This window comes from Pandoraea sp. NPDC090278 (assembly GCF_044772185.1).
Taxonomy (GTDB): domain Bacteria; phylum Pseudomonadota; class Gammaproteobacteria; order Burkholderiales; family Burkholderiaceae; genus Pandoraea.
Genome location: NZ_JBIVYJ010000001.1, coordinates 345,052 through 363,615, shown reverse-complemented (window position 1 = coordinate 363,615; position 18,564 = coordinate 345,052). Strand labels below are relative to the sequence as shown.

Annotated in this window: 20 protein-coding genes; 5 read left to right on the top strand and 15 right to left on the bottom strand. The window is 62.2% G+C overall.

Going from position 1 to position 18,564, the window contains the following annotated elements:
- Window position 1: 1 nt before the first annotated feature.
- The 3 genes from ACIQWO_RS01555 to ACIQWO_RS01545 all read right to left on the bottom strand — a co-directional run bounded on the left by ACIQWO_RS01555 (window position 2) and on the right by ACIQWO_RS01545 (window position 4,436).
- Window positions 2–2,134: a TonB-dependent siderophore receptor gene (locus ACIQWO_RS01555; protein WP_402818334.1), complete on the bottom strand. Its 2,133-nt coding sequence runs from the start codon at window positions 2,132–2,134 to the stop codon at window positions 2–4.
- 232 nt (window positions 2,135–2,366) lie between these two features.
- Window positions 2,367–3,425: a helix-turn-helix transcriptional regulator gene (locus tag ACIQWO_RS01550; protein ID WP_402818331.1), complete on the bottom strand. Its 1,059-nt coding sequence runs from the start codon at window positions 3,423–3,425 to the stop codon at window positions 2,367–2,369.
- Window positions 3,426–3,539: 114 nt separating this feature from the next.
- Window positions 3,540–4,436 (bottom strand): LysR family transcriptional regulator, encoded by an 897-nt coding sequence (locus ACIQWO_RS01545; protein WP_402818328.1) that lies wholly within the window; start codon window positions 4,434–4,436, stop codon window positions 3,540–3,542.
- Window positions 4,437–4,633: 197 nt separating this feature from the next.
- Between ACIQWO_RS01545 and ACIQWO_RS01540 the strand changes: the two genes are divergently transcribed.
- The 4 genes from ACIQWO_RS01540 (at window position 4,634) to lysS (ending at window position 8,109) form a co-directional block, all read left to right on the top strand.
- Window positions 4,634–4,858, top strand: coding sequence for a hypothetical protein (locus tag ACIQWO_RS01540; protein ID WP_402818325.1), 225 nt, complete (start codon window positions 4,634–4,636; stop codon window positions 4,856–4,858).
- A 102-nt stretch (window positions 4,859–4,960) separates the two neighbouring features.
- A protein-coding gene (gene prfB, locus ACIQWO_RS01535; protein WP_402818322.1) for a peptide chain release factor 2 occupies window positions 4,961–6,065 on the top strand; the annotation gives its coding sequence in 2 pieces (ribosomal slippage) (window positions 4,961–5,032 and window positions 5,034–6,065; 1,104 coding nt in all).
- A 3-nt stretch (window positions 6,066–6,068) separates the two neighbouring features.
- A complete protein-coding gene (locus tag ACIQWO_RS01530) occupies window positions 6,069–6,548 on the top strand; it encodes an Ivy family c-type lysozyme inhibitor (RefSeq protein WP_052252973.1) in 480 nt (159 codons plus the stop codon).
- A gap of 16 nt (window positions 6,549–6,564) precedes the next feature.
- Window positions 6,565–8,109 (top strand): lysine--tRNA ligase, encoded by a 1,545-nt coding sequence (lysS, locus tag ACIQWO_RS01525; RefSeq protein ID WP_402818317.1) that lies wholly within the window; start codon window positions 6,565–6,567, stop codon window positions 8,107–8,109.
- A gap of 100 nt (window positions 8,110–8,209) precedes the next feature.
- Here the strand turns inward: lysS and ACIQWO_RS01520 are convergent, their stop codons facing one another.
- The 3 genes from ACIQWO_RS01520 to ACIQWO_RS01510 form a co-directional block, all read right to left on the bottom strand.
- On the bottom strand, window positions 8,210–9,352 hold the full coding sequence (locus ACIQWO_RS01520) for a hypothetical protein (RefSeq protein ID WP_402818314.1): 1,143 nt from the start codon (window positions 9,350–9,352) through the stop codon (window positions 8,210–8,212).
- 119 nt (window positions 9,353–9,471) lie between these two features.
- Window positions 9,472–10,074, bottom strand: a complete 603-nt coding sequence (locus ACIQWO_RS01515) for a hypothetical protein (protein WP_402818311.1) — start codon at window positions 10,072–10,074, stop codon at window positions 9,472–9,474.
- A 60-nt stretch (window positions 10,075–10,134) separates the two neighbouring features.
- Window positions 10,135–11,418, bottom strand: a complete 1,284-nt coding sequence (locus ACIQWO_RS01510; protein ID WP_402818308.1) for a glycosyltransferase family 87 protein — start codon at window positions 11,416–11,418, stop codon at window positions 10,135–10,137.
- Between the two features lie 280 nt (window positions 11,419–11,698).
- Between ACIQWO_RS01510 and ACIQWO_RS01505 the strand changes: the two genes are divergently transcribed.
- Complete coding sequence (locus tag ACIQWO_RS01505) at window positions 11,699–12,394, top strand: glycine zipper 2TM domain-containing protein (RefSeq protein ID WP_402818305.1); 696 nt, start codon at window positions 11,699–11,701, stop codon at window positions 12,392–12,394.
- Between the two features lie 140 nt (window positions 12,395–12,534).
- Here the strand turns inward: ACIQWO_RS01505 and iscX are convergent, their stop codons facing one another.
- The 9 genes from iscX to iscR form a co-directional block, all read right to left on the bottom strand.
- Window positions 12,535–12,729, bottom strand: a complete 195-nt coding sequence (gene iscX, locus ACIQWO_RS01500; protein ID WP_039399317.1) for a Fe-S cluster assembly protein IscX — start codon at window positions 12,727–12,729, stop codon at window positions 12,535–12,537.
- Between the two features lie 50 nt (window positions 12,730–12,779).
- A complete protein-coding gene (gene fdx / locus ACIQWO_RS01495) occupies window positions 12,780–13,121 on the bottom strand; it encodes an ISC system 2Fe-2S type ferredoxin (RefSeq protein ID WP_150740374.1) in 342 nt (113 codons plus the stop codon).
- A gap of 22 nt (window positions 13,122–13,143) precedes the next feature.
- Entirely contained in the window at window positions 13,144–15,021 is a 1,878-nt protein-coding gene (hscA, locus tag ACIQWO_RS01490) for a Fe-S protein assembly chaperone HscA (protein ID WP_402818300.1), read from the bottom strand.
- An 86-nt stretch (window positions 15,022–15,107) separates the two neighbouring features.
- Window positions 15,108–15,638, bottom strand: a complete 531-nt coding sequence (hscB, locus tag ACIQWO_RS01485) for a Fe-S protein assembly co-chaperone HscB (RefSeq protein ID WP_402818297.1) — start codon at window positions 15,636–15,638, stop codon at window positions 15,108–15,110.
- A 94-nt stretch (window positions 15,639–15,732) separates the two neighbouring features.
- On the bottom strand, window positions 15,733–15,963 hold the full coding sequence (locus ACIQWO_RS01480) for a DUF3565 domain-containing protein (RefSeq protein ID WP_402818294.1): 231 nt from the start codon (window positions 15,961–15,963) through the stop codon (window positions 15,733–15,735).
- Complete coding sequence (gene iscA, locus ACIQWO_RS01475; protein ID WP_150664794.1) at window positions 15,944–16,267, bottom strand: iron-sulfur cluster assembly protein IscA; 324 nt, start codon at window positions 16,265–16,267, stop codon at window positions 15,944–15,946. The genes ACIQWO_RS01480 and iscA overlap by 20 nt, the downstream gene beginning before the upstream one ends.
- A gap of 29 nt (window positions 16,268–16,296) precedes the next feature.
- Window positions 16,297–16,704, bottom strand: coding sequence for a Fe-S cluster assembly scaffold IscU (iscU, locus tag ACIQWO_RS01470; RefSeq protein ID WP_150576717.1), 408 nt, complete (start codon window positions 16,702–16,704; stop codon window positions 16,297–16,299).
- An 18-nt stretch (window positions 16,705–16,722) separates the two neighbouring features.
- Window positions 16,723–17,946 carry an IscS subfamily cysteine desulfurase gene (locus ACIQWO_RS01465; protein ID WP_402818289.1) on the bottom strand — a complete coding sequence of 408 codons (1,224 nt, stop codon included), beginning with the start codon at window positions 17,944–17,946 and terminating at the stop codon, window positions 16,723–16,725.
- Window positions 17,947–17,977: 31 nt separating this feature from the next.
- Complete coding sequence (gene iscR / locus ACIQWO_RS01460; RefSeq protein ID WP_402818286.1) at window positions 17,978–18,505, bottom strand: Fe-S cluster assembly transcriptional regulator IscR; 528 nt, start codon at window positions 18,503–18,505, stop codon at window positions 17,978–17,980.
- Between the last annotated feature and the right edge of the window lie 59 nt (window positions 18,506–18,564).

The window sequence follows — 18,564 nt, the reverse complement described above, 5'->3', positions numbered from 1 at the left end:
CTTAGTAGTCGGCACGCAAGGTCAGCATGACGCTACGCGGTGTGCCGTAATGGTTGTTCCAGCTCGTGTTCGAGAGGCTCTGGTAATAGCGGCGATCGAATACGTTGCTCACGTTCAGCGCGGCCGAAAGATGCTTGTTGTAGCGATAGCCCGCGCGCAGATTCACGGTGGCGTAGCCGCCCTGACGCAGGCGAATGCCGTTGGACGTGGCCGACGTCTCGCTCTGCACATCGACGCCGCCCCCCACGCTCCAGCGGCGACCGTCGAACGGCAGGTCATAGTTCGTCCACAACCGGAACAGGTGACGCGGTGCAAAGTCGGCGAACGACTGACCTTGCGAGGTGGCGTCGGTCAGATATTTCGTCGTGTTGAAGGTGTAGCCCGCGAATACGTTCCATGCGTCCGTGATCTGGCCGCTCGCCTGCATCTCGACGCCCTGACTCTGCACCTCGCCGGACGCGATGTAGCGACATGTCGTGCCTACGCAAGGAACGCTGGGGTCGGTCTGGGCACGGTTCTTCTGACGAATGCGGAAAACGGCGAGCGAGACGTCCATCGCGCCATCAAACAGTTGGCCTTTAACCCCCGCCTCGTAGCTCGCGCCGGTGATCGGCTTGAGCAGGTTGTTGCCTGCATCGAGCACGGTCTGCGGCTGGAAGATGTCGGCGTAGCTTGCGTAGAGAGACCACGTGTCGTTCAGGTCGAACACCACGCCACCGTACGGTGTCGCCTTCGCGCCAGTACGGTAGCTGCTTGCTGGCGCGTGCTGATCCCACCACGAAACGCGTGCGCCCAGCACAAGCGTGAGCGGCTGTGCAAGACGGATGCGGCCCATCGCATAGGCACCGTTTTGTACGGTGCGCGTCGGTGTCACGTTCGAGAATGGCCCTGTGGCAGGTTCGGCAACGCTGTTGGGGTCCCATCGGAAGATGTTGACGGGCCTGCCGTTGATCGAGGGGACCAACGCTGCACTGCGTTGCTGCGTTGTCGCCTCCAGCCGTTGCAAGCCGAATAGCAGATGATGCTCACGCCCCAGCAACCGGACGGGGCCGTCGACCTGGAGATCCACGCCCGTCTGCGTGTTGTCGAACCGGTACGCGGCCCCGGTCAGTTGACTGCCTGCCCCGGTCGCCGGGTTGATCGCCCCGAACGCCACGCCGTACTTCAGATCGCCACCGGCATCGAGATAGTTCGCGGAAAGCTTCGCCGCCCAGCCGTCGCCGAGCTGCTGCTCCAACGTACCGAATACGCGAGTCTCGGACCAGTCGAAGGTGTCCCACGACGAGCCGAGGAACGTTGAACGCGGCAGATTGAGATCGCCGCCGGTGGTCGAGAAAGGCACTCCCGCAAGATTCGGTGTCGACGTCGTACGTTGATACTGAACGCCAACACGCAGCAACGTCGTCGACGAGAGGTCGGCTTCCGTCACGCCATAAACAGTCGTCGCATGCTGACGGCCAACGTCGTAGTACATGCGTTGCCGGTCATCGGACACCGCAACCCGCGCACGAAGTGATCCGCTCGGATTCAGCGGCCCGCCAATATCGACTTCCTCGCGATAACGATCCCAACTGCCGAGCGTCACGGCCGCCGAGGCCGCGAATGCCTTGCCGGGCCGTTTGTGCACCAGGTTGACCAACCCGCCCGGGTTGCCCGTGCCGTGAAACAGGCCAGTGGACCCGCGAATGATCTCCACGCGCTCGTAAGGGGTCATATCCTGCGGACCCGCCGCCGTGTTGGCCATGAGTACGGGGACACTGTCCTGCTCGAAGGCGTCGAGTTTGAAGCCGCGCGAATAGTAGGCGGTCGTCAGCAGGACATAAGGCTGGACGGTGATGCCGGGCACCTTTTGCAGTACGTCCTCAACGGTGTGCGCACCCTGCTGCTCGATGAGCTTTTCGTCGACGACGGTCACTGTTTGCGGAATATCGCGCACCGACGGCGCAACGCGCCCTAGCAACGAACCTTGCGTAGCTGCAGCGCGCGCATCACGCTCGGCGGTGTCAGTGACTTGCGTCACCGGCAACGCAGCGACGTCGTGCGTCCCTTGATCGGATGCTTGCGCCGCGGGTGGCAACGCCGCAGACGCAGCAGACGCCACTTGCGCATACGCTGGCGCCGTCCCTGCTGCCACGGCAAACGCCGCGACCGCAACGGCGCGCCTGACCCCGGGCGTCACCGTCAAAAGCGTAGTTGACGGGTATTGCGCCTCATCGGCGCTGAAACGATTTGTTTTTTTGGAAGACATCGGCAACACACCAACGAGACTGAAATTCAATCTCGTTATCGTGCCGACGACCGCACTACGTCACTCGCGTTTGCATCACCAACGGTGCCGATGGCATCACAAAGTGACGCGAGCGTGCTTAGCCGCGCAGCGTTGCGGTTTCGCGGGTCAGCGTGTTGGGCAACATACCGAAACGCGCGCGAAAGACCTTGGCGAAGTGCGAGTCCGTGTAACCGCACTGCCACGCGGCTTCGCTCACACTGATGCGCCGCGCGCTCAGCAATTCAAATGCCGTCGCAAGCCGACGCTCACGTACGTAGCCGTGCACCGTCGTGCCGAACTGCTGACGAAAACCCGCACACAACTTGTTGACGTTGATCCCCACTTCTCGAGCCAGCAAGGGCAGCGATGGTGGCGCTTGAAGGCGCTCGTTGAGGACGTCGCGAGCCGCGAACACGGCACGACGCGTGACCCGGTCGCGAGGGGATTCGATGTCATACGCCATGGCGTGCGACGCGACATGCGCGACGCCAGTTGCGGAGGAAGTGATAGGTACGCTCGCTGCGCTGACCGCATTCGGCGTATTCGAAATACCTGGCACTCGGGAAGTATCGGGCGCCCCCGACGCCCCCGGCGTATAGGCAGCACATCGCGCCAACGCGTCGAACGTCTGTCCGATCAGCGCAAGGCGCTGCCAGCACGTGTCGTCATCGTTGCCGTCTGCGTGCAGCGACGTCATCGCACTCGCCCAACGCCATTCGTCTGCACTCATCGCACGCGTCAACACGGCGCTCGTCCCACACCAGTCACCTTGCACGCCGCTCATTTCCGACGTGTTGGCAGCGCTCTCGCGCCAGCCTCGCGTAAGCGCGTGTGCGTCCAGCCCGCAGGCTGCGATGAGATAGCGCTCGGAGAGCCGCAAGCTGAAGTACCGCAATGCGCTCGATTCGCCGTAGAGGTTATCGATGTCGAGTGGCGCGTCGCCAAAGCAAACATTGACGCTCCCCGCCCCCGCGTCGAGTAGCGGCGTGCCGCCAGCGGCCCACTGCAATGCGCCGTCGAGCAAAAACACGACCTTGATATCTCCGCCCGCCAGCGACTCGCGCACCGAAGCGCCTGCCTGCGCCTGTTGTATGCCACGCACCACCGACAACCCGTCGAGATCGACGGCACGCCGCCACGGCTGAGAAGTGACCATTTGCGAAATGTCCAAATCAAATGTTAATGAGACACATTATCATTTGAGCATTCGCTTTGCGCAATTGGCGTGACCACACTTCCCGTATCGCGAGAAGTGCACCAGGTTACGTATCTACGCGGGCTGCGCCTCTGCGACGTATTCACGCATCACGCGCAGGAACGCTTCGCGTGCCGGATGCACCTCGACGCCCCGATGGCGAACGAAGAAGTTCGGTACCGCCGCGAGGTCTTCCATCGCATGACCGACGATGTTCGCCTCCTGACGATAGCGCAGGTAAATCCCGCGCGGCACCAGCGAATAGCCGACGCCTGCACCGACACACGCCACGATGGTTGCGTAGCTGCCATAGCTGAGGATGCGCCCCGGTGTGACCGCATTCGCGGCGAGCCACTGCTCCATCGTGCCGCGGTATGGGCACCCTTGCGGCCACATGAGCAACGTAGCGCCCGAGAGATCGGCCGCTTCGTGAACCCGCCCTGCGCGTGCTGGCGCGACCAGCACGATTGGCTCCCGGTAGATCTCGTCGGCCACGACCGACATTTGCGCCTGTGCCTCCAGACACGCGGTGCCCGCAATCAACGCAGCGTCGACGCGACCGTGCTGAATTTCGTCGAGCAGATTCAGCGACGTATCCGTCACCAGATTGAGGCGCACTTTCGGATAGGCCGCGTGGAACCGTGCGAGCACGGCAGGCAGTCGCGAGGTGGCGGACGATTCGATCGCGCCCAGCGAAAAGTCGCCGGCCGGCTCGTTTGCCGGATTGAGCGCCGCGCTCGCCTCGCGCGACAACGCCAGAATCCGGTCGGCGTAACCGAGCAGCGTACGTCCGCTTGGCGTGAGTTGCAGACGGCGTCCCTGACGATGGAACAGCTTCACGCCGACCGTGTGTTCGAGCGAGCGGATGCGGGCCGTCACGTTCGACTGAACGCAGTGCAATGCCTCAGCGGCTCCCAGCACGCTGCCTTCGTCGACGATGGCCTTGAAGGTCTGAAGTTGCAGAAAGTCCATGAGGAAGCTCCGATCACACGATGCCGAATGTTAAGCGAGCCGCGACGCCACTTCAATAATAGTGAACAAAATCAGCTAAACAATTCACTTTTTTAGCGCATTGGAAAGGAATAAGCTTCGGGTTATCCCTAATGCGACGTCTGCCATGACATCCCGTCTCCGGTCAGCACACCGCGCCCTGTGAAGGAAATCACATCATGTACCGCCCTCTGTCCGCCGCTGCCAATCTGAACGCTACCGCTCCGGTCGTTGTTGCGGCGCCGGTCACGCCGCTCGGCCTGTTCTTCCGCGCCGTCGATCAATGGCGTCTGCACTACGAGCAAAAACTTCAGGTCGAAGCGCTCGCCACGTTCGACGATACGTCGCTCGCGGATGTCGGTTATGCGCGCGATGCGTTCGGTCTGCGTCAGACGTCGCACTAAGCCATCGTCCGAAAGTCGTTAAAAGCCCCCGAAAAATGGGGGAAACGGGGGCTTCGCTGCGTTATAATTCCGGTTTTCCCGAATTTGCAAACGCCCTAGCTCATGGAAGCCGAACGCCTCAACGCCCTCGAATCCCTGCTCGCCGACCTGCGCACTCGCGTTGGCGAGCTCAGGGGGTATCTTTGACTTCGATGTCAAGCAAGCTCGCCTGACGGAAGTCAACAAGGAACTCGAAGATCCCAACATCTGGAACGATTCCAAGCGCGCCCAGGCACTGGGCAAGGAAAAGAAGGCGCTCGACAGCGTGGTCACCAACCTGACCGAGCTCGACACCGGCCTTTCCGACACGCAGGAATTGTTCGATATGGCCCGCGACGAGGGCGATGAAGACTCGCTGCTGGCGCTCGAAAGCGACACGCAGGGTCTCGCCGCACGCGTGGGTGACATGGAGTTCCGCCGGATGTTCAACAATCCGGCCGACCCGAACAACTGCTTCATCGACATCCAGGCCGGCGCTGGCGGCACCGAAGCCAACGACTGGGCCGGCATGCTGCTGCGCCAATACCTCCGTTATTGCGAACGCAAGGGCTTCAAGGCCGAAGTGCTCGAAGTGTCGGACGGTGACGTCGCTGGCATCAAAAGCGCCTCGCTCAAGGTCACGGGCGACTACGCCTACGGCTATCTGCGTACCGAGACCGGCGTCCACCGTCTGGTGCGCAAGTCGCCGTTCGACTCGTCGGGCGGTCGTCACACCTCGTTTGCCAGCCTGTTCGTCTATCCGGAAGTGGATGACTCGATCGAAATCGACATCAATCCGGCCGACGTCCGTACCGACACGTATCGTGCTTCGGGCGCGGGTGGTCAGCACATCAACAAGACCGACTCCGCTGTGCGTCTGACGCACATTCCGACGGGCATCGTCGTCGCCTGCCAGAACGACCGTTCGCAGCACCGCAACCGCGCCGAAGCGTGGGACATGCTCCGCTCGCGTCTGTTCGAACACGAAATGCGCAAGCGTCGTGCCGAGCAGGACAAGCTCGAATCGAGCAAGACCGATGTGGGTTGGGGTCACCAGATTCGCTCGTACGTGCTCGACCAGTCGCGCGTGAAGGATTTGCGTACCAGCGTGGAAACCGGCAACACCGGTAAGGTGCTCGACGGCGACCTGGACGACTTCATCTCGGCGAGCCTCAAGCAGGGAGTGTAAGGAATGGCGTTTGTCCGCACGCTAGCCGTGTGGGTGGTGAGTGCGCTGTGTCTGCAGCGCGCCGCCGTGGCTGCCCCGGCGAGTACGCCGGGTGCACCGGGTGCGAGTCCGGAGACGGGACCGTATCTGCATGAACTGCTCAAGCGCCCGGATTTCTCGGGCGCTTATGCACGCATCGTTGCACCGCGCAATGTGCCCGCGTGGGTGCGTCAGGGGGGAACCTCGACGCCGTCGCAACGGGTGAGCGTCGCCGGCAAGCCCTGGTTGCTGGTGCAGAGCTGCAAGCCGCACGACTGCCCTAGCGAGTACGTCCACATTTTGTATGAGCCGCGCTCGCAGTCGATCGCGGCGCTGTTTGTGCGGGACCCGAGTGCTGCGGCCAATGCCAGCCCGCATCAGGATCGCACCGAACTGATCTGGCTGGGCGCGCCCGATGGCTCGCTCAAGAATGCGCTGCTCCACACGCTGCGTTTTACCGAATAACTTCATCGTTCGCATCATGACCGATCAAAACACTCCGGCCGACTCGGCCAATCAGGCCAACGACCTGCCGCAGGACGACAACAAGCTCATCGCCGAGCGTCGCGAGAAGCTGACGGCGATCCGCGCGGGCGGCGTCGCGTTTCCGAACGACTTCCGTCCCGAACAGCACGCTGGCGATCTGCAAGCTCGCTATGAAGGCGTGGAGAACGAAGCGCTCGAGGCCGAACCCGTCCCCGTGTCGGTCGCCGGTCGCATGATGCTCAAGCGCGTGATGGGCAAGGCGGCTTTCGCCACCGTGCAGGACGGCAGCGGTCAGATCCAGTTCTTCGTGAGCCGTGACGACGTCGGCGTCGACTCGATGACCGCCTTCAAGGGCTGGGACATCGGCGACATCATCGCTGCCACCGGCACGCTGTTCCGCACCCGCACCGGCGAACTGTCGGTCAAGGTCAAGGAACTGCGACTGCTCGCCAAGGCGTTGCGTCCCCTGCCGGACAAGTTCCACGGTCTGGCCGATCAGGAAACGAAGTACCGTCAACGCTACGTCGACCTGATCACGTCGCCGGAAACGCGCAACACCTTCCGCGCCCGCGCGAAGGCCATCGCATCGATGCGTCAGTACATGACGAACGCCGACTTCATGGAAGTCGAAACGCCAATGCTCCACCCGATCCCGGGTGGTGCGGCGGCCAAGCCGTTCATCACGCACCACAACGCGCTCGACATGCAGATGTATCTGCGTATCGCGCCTGAGCTGTACTTGAAGCGCCTGATCGTCGGTGGCTTCGAGCGTGTGTTCGAAATCAACCGTAACTTCCGTAATGAAGGCGTGTCGCCGCGTCACAATCCGGAATTCACGATGATGGAGTTTTACGCAGCCTACACGGATTACCGTTGGCTGATGGACTTCACTGAAGCGCTGATTCGCCAGGCGGCGACCGACGCACGCGGTACCGCGACCATCGAATACCAGGGCCGCGAACTCGACCTGTCCAAACCGTTCCATCGCCTGACGATCGTCGAAGCGATCCGCAAGTACGCACCGGAGTACACCGACGCGCAACTCGCCGATATCGATTTCGTACGCGGCGCACTGGGCAAGTACGGCGTGAAGGTCGATGCCCCGCAATTCAAGAACGCAGGCCTCGGCGCGCTGCAACTGGCGCTGTTCGAAGAGACCGCCGAGAGCCAACTGTGGGAACCGACGTTCATCGTCGATTACCCGGTGGAAGTTTCGCCGCTGGCGCGCGCTTCGGATACGCAGCCGGGCATCACCGAGCGTTTCGAACTGTTCATCACGGGCCGTGAAATCGCCAACGGTTTCTCGGAGTTGAACGATCCGGAAGATCAAGCCGCACGCTTCCGTGCCCAGGTCGAGCAGAAGGATGCAGGCGACGAAGAAGCCATGTACTACGATGCCGACTATATTCGTGCACTCGAGTACGGCATGCCCCCGACGGGTGGCTGCGGCATCGGCATCGATCGTCTGATCATGTTGCTCACCGACAGCCCGAACATTCGCGACGTGCTGCTGTTCCCGCACTTGCGCCGCGAAGACTGATCGGAGGACGCATCGCGTTGGCGCGGTATCATGCGTCAACGTCCGCCTCAAACCGAGCAGCAACGAAAAAGCCGCAGCCCTTTCGGGGCTGCGGCTTTTTTTATCGCCACGCGTAATTTAAGCGCTGCGAGATCCACGAATGTTCATCGTTTTCCAACGTCCGGCCATCCGATTCGCTTGTGGTCTCTGCCTCCGCAGGCGCCACCGTCGTAGAGATGTTCGTTGCCGCCTCTGCGCAGGCTTCACGACGACGTGTCAATGCATCCTCCCCCTCCCGCCCGATCAATGATTTCCGCCAGTCGGTGCCCCCACATTCGACGAGAAAGTCGTTGATCTCGATGGCCGCCACGCGTGCAGCTTCGCCATCCTTCCCCATGCGCTCGACCGATCGGGTCACGTTCGCCAGACAGTCGACAAGCCCGCCTGCATGCATGTGGAACGCCACGATGCGTGCGCAGATGGTGTCCGCGACGTTCCCCGCCTCGCGGGTGGCAAGATGTGGCAGGACAGCGCGGCCGACGGCACAAAAGAGCTCCGTATTCGGATCAGCGGACCACACGGCTTCGTCGATCATCGGCATGACTGCGCGCCACGACGGGGCCAACGCACGCCACCCCAGGTCGTACTCAAGCGCTGCCATCGTTCCCGGCTCGAACCCCGGCTCACGGATGTACACCGACGGTAGCGATAACGCCTCGACGGTTGCAAATTCACTGGCGTCCACGTTTGGACTCGAGGCCCGAGGCAAGTCCGAGACCACTGCGAAATTGGCCTCCAAAGGCGAATGGACATCGGTGCGCCCCCGCCCCCCCGAGCCAACGCCCAGGCACGCCATGCGTGCCGAAATATCCGACGGCACATCGCCCGCGTGAACGTCGGCCGGACATCCATCCGCAGCACGCGTCGCGTCGAGCATTTCCATCCAGAGCGCGCCGACCCGGTTCTCGTCCAGAAATGCCACGCGATCCGGCTCGGAATGCAAATGCATGATGGTGCGACCATCGACCTGAACCTCCACTGGGGACGCTTGTGGCAGGAGCGTCCGGCATGGTGCCCGCAACACAGGTTTTACGACGGCACGCAGGATGCGAGCGCCATCGAAATCGGTCGTCAGGGCGGAATGCGAAAGACGCTCGGAGGCGATCGGCGAAACGGCGGGAACCCCACCACCTCCGATTGAATTGAGCGTCGGAGCGGCATAGGCGCTTGCAGCATGGCCAGGTACTGATGACAAGGCTGGCATACGTAGTCTCCGGTGATGGCAGCGAAATGTGCCGTCAATGAGTCTAGGTAGCCCTCGATGTCACGTTTTGGGGTCGAGAGCGGCAGCTATGTGAAACGAGTCAATACGAAAGTCCGGTTTTAGAAAGCCGGACTTCCGCGATAGGCGGACGGCCAGTCCCCATCGAGACGCAACCAGCTACGCGAGATGGGGAGCACCGCACCGTTCGCTGCGCCCTCGATCAATTGGCGCAGCGCCAGCGACGAAAGGGTCTTCGTGTCGGTGGGAAACGCCACGACGAAGGTTCGGTTCACGGCGATGGCTGCGAATTCCGTCGTCTCAAAATGCTCGACCATCGACTGGTACAGATTGCCCAGCACGAGCGCACCGGCGGGTGCCATCCAGTTGCCTCGAGAGCCGCCGACCATCGTGCCGTCGTCCAGGCGCGCAATACCGAATTCGAAGTGACGCGCCGTCCATGCCCGCGAGAGATTGGAGGCCGCTTGCGCGAATGCCGCCTCAAAGGTCAGGTCAGCCGCCTGCAGATCGTTGCCGCGCAGGCGTCGAAGTCCCGTCGAACTGTCGAGCACGAGCGTGACGAAGACGTCGTCGGAAAATGGCTCGGTGACATCTCCCTCCGGATCGTGCGTGTCAACCCACGCACGTTGCACGACGTACGGATAGATATGCGGATGGCTGGCCGCATCGAGCGGCGTTTCAAGAGCAGGTAGCGTATCGATCATGACGGTGGGACAGGTCGAAGGGAATGACGTTCACAGACAATGCGTGCCATTATGCGCGCGTCACGTCAGGCGCGGATGCCTCCATCGACGCGCGCGCACCACGATCAATAGCATCAACGCAGGCAGTATCCACACGCCCCACTGCCCCATCGGCGTCCACAGCACAGCGAGATACGCTTGCAGCGGCAGCACCCAGGCGAGGGCCAGCAGCAAGTCACCCAGCCTGTTCCACTGCCCGCGCGGCACATCGGGGTGACGCGAATCTGCTGGGGCCGGATCTGTTGGCACGGCAAGGCATAGCAACGGCACGATCAACCACGCAAGCTCGTAATAGAGCAAATACGGCTGAATGAGAAGCGTGGCGATCATGGCGGCAGCTACGCGCAGTGGCAGCGGTGCCTGTTTCACCCACAGCCACGCCGTGAAGAGCACGGACGGTACCGCTACGAGCCCGTACACCACGTACGCCGTAGGTAGCGTCGCGCCCTGCAATCGCGCCATCGCAAACACCGTAGGCATTGCATGCCAGATGTCTCCCGCACCTTGCTGAACGATTTCTGCGTTGAACGTTGCCACGGCCGCAAAAAACGCCTCCCACAACGACCATCCGCCCCACAGCAGCGCGAGGACGCAACAAACACCCCCGGTCAGCACCATCGTGCCTAGCGCTCGCCACTGTTTGCCGCATAGCCACCACAACGGCAACAGCAGCGCGAATTGCGGCTTGATGACGAGCAAACCGGCGCATACGCCCGCTAACAACGGGCGCCCCCCCGACTGAGTCAGTGCGACGGTCATCAGCAACAACGTCATGATGGAGTTCTGACCAACCATCACGGCCACCCAAAGGCCGGGAAAAGCCATCACCATGAGCCACGGCCAACCGGCCCATCGTCGCCATTGCATCACTGCCAACGCAAACAACGCGACGCTCGCGGCGAAGTAAATCGCATACGTCCGCGGATAAGGCAACCAGGAGAGCGGCTGGATCAGCCATTGGAATGTCGGGGGGTAGAGCCAATGCCCGAGTTCGGTGTACGCAGGAAAGAACTGGAGTTGTGCGGCGTCGAGCATGTCCGGGTGAAATGCCGACATCGCACCGAGATGCGTCGTCATCCAGGACACCGTCCAGTAGACACGCAGATCGTGTCCGAGCGGCGGCATGCTGTTCTCGCCGCTGCCGTCGCTCGTCAACCAACTGGCGGCCCACGCGCCCAGTGCAAGCCATTGCACCAGCAAAACGACGACGGCGGCGATGACGACCCCGCGTGGCAGCGTGGTAGCCCGTGAAGCCGTGCTCCGTTGCCGGAGTGCTCCACTTGACGTCACCGTCTGTCGATTCACGTCTTGCCTCCCCCACGACTTGTTTCTTTTGTTAAGTCCGCCCCGTCAGACTTACGGGGCGCGCGCTGTCACAGGAAAAGAAATATTCATATTTTTCATTAACTTAGGACAACTCCAAGGGTCCATCAATACACGTCACAGCGATGCACATCTTACATCGCGTTACAAAATGAAACGGATGCCGCGCTTGCCGTGACGGAAACTTTTCTCATGCGAAATCGCCCGTGCACGCCAGCACGCAGAAGGGGATTCGCACTTACCGCACGATGGAGAAAACAACATGGATAACGATCTGCAACCGCGCCGCATGCATCCCTTGGTCGCTGCCGCTGCTGGCAGTATCGTCGTAGTCAGTCTGCTGGGTGTCGCCGCCATTACCGGCGTGCTGCCCGTGGCCAAGAGTACGGACGGCCCCGCGCCGTCGGGCAACAGTTCGCAATATGCGCTGACGTCGCCGCAACCGCCGTCGCTCTCGGCACAATCGCAATCACAACCGTCCGCGACAACCGCGCAGCAGCAAGCGCAATACGCGGCGCAGCAACAAGCGGCAGAGCGCGCTCCGGCTCCGCAGCCCTCGCAGCCGACGTATGCGCAACAAACGGCGGCCCCGGCACAACCGACACAACAACAAGCCGCGGCTTGCTCTACGTGCGGTACGGTGCAATCGGTGCAGCCGATCCGCACGGAAGGCCACGCCTCGGGCTTGGGTGCCGTGGGTGGTGCTGTGGCCGGTGGTCTGCTCGGCAATCAATTCGGCGCAGGTAACGGCCGTACGGCCATGACGGTGGTCGGCGCGCTCGGCGGGGGGCTGGCCGGTAACGAAGTCGAAAAGCGTGTGCGCTCCGACACCGTGTATCGCGTCTATGTCCGCATGGATACCGGCAAGACGCGCTACTGGACCTATCAGTCCGCACCGGGCGTACAACCGGGTGACCGCGTGCGTCTGGAAAACAACGGACTCGTCCGCGCAAGCTGAGGCTTCGGCGGCAAGTCGGCATGTCGCCGCCCGCTCGCGTATTCGTCTCGCAGAAACACAAAAGCCGCTCTCCCGAGCGGCTTTTGTTTTGGGATGCGATGACTGCCAGCGCATCCTTTCGTCTCTTACGACATCCCGACTCAGTCGGCTTCGTCGATCCATGCCAGTTGAATGGCTTCCAGGATCTTCTCGCCGGAACGATCCGGTGCATCGTCGAAACCATCGAGCGCGACCACCCACTTGTGCAGGTCGGTGAACCGCACATATTGCGGGTCGACATCGGGATGCGCTTCGGTCAGCGCAATCGCGATTTCCAGGCTGTCGGTCCATTTCATGGGGAAGCTCCTTTGTTATCTCGTCACTGCGCGAGGCCGGACGGCGTCGATCAGTGATTTTCCTTGGCGTGGTTGATCGTGTACTTCGGAATTTCGACGACCAGATCGGTGTCGTCGGGCATCAACGTCTGGCACGACAGTCGCGACGTCGGCTCCAGACCCCAGGCCTTGTCGAGCAGATCTTCCTCTTCGTCTTCTGCGGCTTCCAGCGATTCGAAACCTTCGCGCACGATCACGTGGCACGTCGTACACGCGCACGACAGTTCGCAGGCATGCTCGATCTCGATGTGGTTATCGAGCAGCGCACGGCACACGGACGTGCCCGGCGCAACCTCCAGCACAGCGCCCTCCGGGCACAACTCTTCGTGAGGCAATACAACGATTTGCGGCATGGCTTTGAATTCCGTGTGTGTCTTACAGTTTGTCGATATCCGCAACGCGTCGGCCGGCCAGCGCGGCACGGATACTCTTGTCCATGCGGCGTGCGGCGAACTCGTCGGTGGCGTGCGAAAGCGTTTCGGTGGCCGTCTTGATGGCGACCTGATCGTCGCCGCCAGCCTTCTGGCGCAGATCGGCCAGCAGAGCGTCGATCTGCGTACGCTCCTCGGCATTGAGCAGTTCCGGATCGGCTTGCAGCGCGCTGTCGATGGCGACCAGCAGACGTTCGGCTTCTACCTGCTGCTCACGCAGCGCGCGGGCACGCATGTCCTGCTCGGCCGAGCCGAAGCTGTCCTGCAACATGCGCGAGATGTCCTCGTCGGCCAGTCCGTAAGACGGCTTGACCTCGATGGACGCCGCCACGCCGGAGTGCATTTCCTGCGCGAACACGGACAGCAACCCGTCGGCATCGACCTGATACGTCACACGAATGCGTGCCGCGCCAGCCGTCATCGGCGGAATGCCGCGCAGCTCGAAGCGCGCCAGCGAACGGCAGTCCGATACCAGTTCACGCTCGCCTTGCAGCACGTGAATGGCCATGGCCGTCTGACCGTCCTTGAACGTCGTGAATTCTTGCGCGCGCGCCACCGGAATCGTGGCATTACGCGGAATGATCTTCTCGACCAGGCCGCCCATCGTCTCGACACCGAGCGAGAGCGGAATCACATCGAGCAGCAGCCAGTCGTCGCCTTCGGCCTGATTGCCTGCCAGCAGATTTGCCTGCACGGCGGCACCCAATGCAACGACCTGATCCGGATCGAGGTCGACCAGCGGTTCACGACCGAAGAAGCTCGCCACAGCGGCCCGCACTTGCGGCATGCGCGTCGCGCCGCCCACAAGGACAACGCCCTTGACGTCTTCCTGTCCCATCCCCGCGTCACGCAGCGCCTTGCGCATCGGGCCGATCGTGCGTTGCACGAGCGGTGCGCCCAACGCCGTGAACTGTTCACGCGTGAGTTCCAACGACAGGTTGCGGTCCCCGGACAGCGTCACGCTGAGGGTGGCTTGCTCGGCATCCGTGAGCGCTTCCTTCACCGTACGTGCGTGGTCCAGCAAACTGCGAACGTCTTCGGGCGTCAGCGACGCCGTTTCGATACCGGCGCTCTGCACGGCCCAGCGATAGATGGCCAGGTCGAAGTCGTCGCCACCCAGCGCCGAATCGCCACCGGCCGCGAGCACTTCGAACACGCCCTTCGTCAGACGAAGGACGGAAATGTCGAACGTACCGCCGCCAAGGTCGTAGACCGCGTAGAGTCCTTCCGCTGCGTTGTCCAGACCGTACGCAATCGCAGCCGCCGTCGGCTCGTTGAGCAGGCGCAGGACATTGAGACCGGCCAGACGCGCGGCGTCCTTGGTCGCTTGCCGTTGCGCATCGTCAAAGTACGCAGGCACCGTAATCACAGCACCGACGAGATCGTCACCAAGGGTATCTTCGGCGCGCTGACGCAGCGTCGCGAGAATCTCGGCAGACACTTCCACGGGGCTCTTCACGCCACCGGCGGTGTTCATCTGCACCATGCCCGGCGCATCGACGAAGTCATACGGGGCGTTGTCTGCGTGGGCGACGTCCGCGAGACCACGGCCCATGAATCGCTTGACGGAGACAATGGTGTTGCGCGGATCGGTGGCGGCAGCCGTCTTGGCGTCGTACCCGATCTGCGTGCGGTGACCGCCCAGATAACGGACGACGGACGGCAGCAACACGCGGCCCTGATCGTCGGGGAGGACTTCGGCCACACCGCTGCGCACGGAGGCCACGAGCGAATGCGTCGTGCCCAGGTCGATGCCCACGGCGAGTCGCCGCTGGTGCGGCGCGGGGGACATGCCGGGTTCGGAAATTTGCAGAAGGGCCATGACTTTGCAATACGGGCGACGCGTGAGCGCGTCCACCCTGTTCTCAAGCAGTTCTCAATGACATGTGACGGCGCCGCACCGGGCCGTCACGCGTTTTCCAGCATTTCGATGCGCTGCGCGATATCTTCCTCAGCGCGCGCAATGAACATCAGTTGTCGCACGGCTTCCGCCGCAGGCTGCCAGGCCGCGCTGCCCAGCCAGTCGCCCAGCTTCGTCAGCCGCACACGACGGTCGTCGCGCAACGACTTGGCGAGCGCGTCGAGTGCGCCAACATTGCGCGCCGCGACGGCGTCGTCGATCGCTTCGCGCCACTCCATCTGCTGCATCAGGAAATCGGGGGCCATCGCGGTATTGTTCTCCGCGCCCACGTCGATGCCCTGCAGCGTCAGCAAATAAGTCGCGCGCTGCAACGGATCACGCAGCGTGCGGTACGCCGCATTCGCCTGCGCGGCCCATTGCATGGCCACGCGACGCTCCGCATCGCTCGCACTGGCAAACCGATCCGGATGCACGCGCGATTGCACCGCACGATAGGCTGCCTCCAGCGCTTCGGCATCGAGCGCGAAGCCCTGCGGCAGATCGAACAGCGTGAAATAGTTGTCAGTCAATGCACTCATCGCGCTTCGGGCTTACATTGGGCCCGTAAAAAAAGCGGCTCGCGCCGCCTTGTTGCCTACGCTACTACGCCCCGCTTGCCAGACCGACCCTGCTTCACTCGTCGACTGGCTCGCCGCGCTCGCACTTGCGGCACGGCAACTCGCTACCCACCATCGCTTCGCGGCCTTCAGGGCTTTGCGTCCATGTCCGGATCTGCCACGGGGGAAGATGCCGGACATGTTGCCGATGCCCGCATGCGAGTCGCGCGACCCACTGGCCTTCGTCGTCTTGCCGAAAACCGATGATCTCGCGCAGCGGTACAGCGTCAGACGCGGAACGACTCACCGCAACCGCACTCGTCCTTGACGTTCGGATTGTGGAAGCGGAATCCTTCGTTCAGGCCTTCGCGCGCGAAGTCCAGCTCGGTGCCATCGATGTACGGCAGACTCTTCGGATCGACGATCACCTTCACGCCGTGGCTTTCGAAGACCGTGTCTTCACCCGCCACGTCGTCGGCGTACTCCAGCTTGTAGGCCAGGCCCGAGCAGCCGGTCGTCTTCACGCCCAGCCGCAGGCCCACGCCCTTGCCGCGCCGCGTCAGATAACGCGTAACGTGCTGCGCGGCCTTCTCGGTCAATGTAACGGCCATCTTGCCTGATTCCTTATTCGTCGCGCTGCTTAGGCAGCCTGAGCTGCATCGGCCGACTGGCCGTGCTTCTGCTTGTAGTCGGCAACCGCCGCCTTGATGGCGTCTTCAGCCAGAATCGAGCAGTGAATCTTCACCGGCGGCAGGGCCAGTTCTTGCGCGATTTCGGTGTTTTTGATGTCGAGCGCCTGATCCAGCGTCTTGCCCTTGACCCACTCGGTCACCAGCGACGACGACGCAATCGCCGAGCCGCAACCGTAGGTCTTGAACTTGGCGTCTTCGATCACGCCGGCTTCGTTCACGCGGATCTGCAGCTTCATCACGTCGCCGCAGGCCGGTGCGCCGACCATGCCCGTACCAACGGCGTCGTCGCCCTTCTCGAACGAACCGACGTTACGCGGGTTTTCGTAGTGATCCAGAACTTCTTTGCTGTACGACATGGCTAACTCCTTGAATACTCAGTGTGCGGCCCATTGGATCGAATTGAGATCGACCCCGTCCTTGTACATTTCCCACAGCGGCGACAGATCGCGCAGCTTGCCGATCTTGCCCTTGAGCAGTTCGATCACATAGTCGACTTCCTGCTCGGTCGTGAAACGACCCACCGTGAAGCGAATCGAGCTGTGCGCCAGTTCGTCGTTGCGGCCCAGAGCGCGCAGTACGTACGAAGGCTCGAGCGAGGCCGACGTGCACGCCGAACCCGACGACACCGCCACGTCCTTGATCGCCATGATCAGCGACTCGCCTTCGACAAAATTGAAGCTGATGTTCAGGTTGTGCGGGACACGTTGTTCCATGTCGCCGTTCACATACACTTCTTCCATCTCCGTCAGGCCCTTGAGCAGACGGTCGCGCAGCATACGCACGCGCTCGTTCTCGACGGCCATCTCTTCACGGGCCAGACGGAACGCCTCGCCCATGCCGACGATCTGGTGCGTAGCGAGCGTACCCGAACGCATACCGCGCTCATGACCGCCACCGTGAATCTGTGCTTCGATACGCACGCGCGGCTTACGACGCACGTACAACGCACCGATACCCTTCGGGCCATACGTCTTGTGCGCCGAGAACGACATCAGGTCGACCTTCAGTGCGGCCAGATCGATCGGCATCTTGCCGGTCGCTTGCGCAGCGTCAACGTGGAAAATGATGCCCTTTTCGCGGCAGATTTCGCCGAGCGTGGCGATGTCCTGAATCACGCCGATCTCGTTGTTCACGGCCATGATCGACACGAGAATCGTGTCCGGACGCAGCGCCGCCTTGAAGACTTCCAGATCCAGCAGGCCGTCGTCCTTGACGTCCAGATAGGTCACTTCGAAGCCTTCACGCTCCAGTTCACGCATCGTGTCGAGCACAGCCTTGTGCTCGGTCTTCACGGTGATGAGGTGCTTGCCCTTGCCTTGATAGAAGTGCGCCGCGCCCTTGATGGCGAGGTTGTTCGACTCAGTCGCGCCCGACGTCCACACGATTTCGCGCGGATCGGCATTCACCAGCTTGGCAACTTCCTCGCGTGCCTCTTCCACCGCCTGCTCCGCGGCCCAGCCGAACGAGTGGCTGCGCGATGCCGGGTTGCCGAACTGCTCACGCAGGAAAGGCAACATCTTGTCCACGACGCGCGGGTCAATCGGCGTCGTGGCGCTGTAATCCATGTAGATGGGGAGGTTGAGGGTGTCGTTTTTCATGGGGTGCTCCAGGATCGTGCCGTGGCGCCTGTTATGAACGGGCCATATCAAAGACCGAATTGGGGATACGCGTCGTCACCGTCTGGCTGTTGTTGCCAGACTCGCGCGTGTCGCGCAGCACGGCCTGTTGGGCCTGCTTGCTGCGCTGCTGCTCGACGAGGTCACGCAGGGAAACTGAATCGAGATACTCAACCATCTTCTGATTGAGCGTCGCCCACAGCTCATGCGTCATGCAGTGGCCGCGATGGCCGTCCTGGCCCTTCTCGCAATTGCCCTTGCTGCCGCACTGTGTGGCGTCGAGCGGTTCGTCGACCGCAATGATGATGTCAGCGACCGTCACCTCTTCTGCGCGGCGCGCAAGGCTGTAACCACCGCCCGGACCGCGCACGCTCTCCACGATTTCGTGGCGGCGAAGCTTTCCGAACAGTTGCTCCAGATAAGAGAGCGAAATTCGCTGACGCTGACTAATGCCCGCAAGCGTCACGGGACCCGCGTCCTGGCGCATGGCCAGGTCGATCATCGCCGTGACGGCGAAACGGCCTTTCGTGGTAAGTCTCATGATGATGCAGGGGATTAATCTCGACTATTTTCGTCAAGTATAAATTCCCTACGAATTTA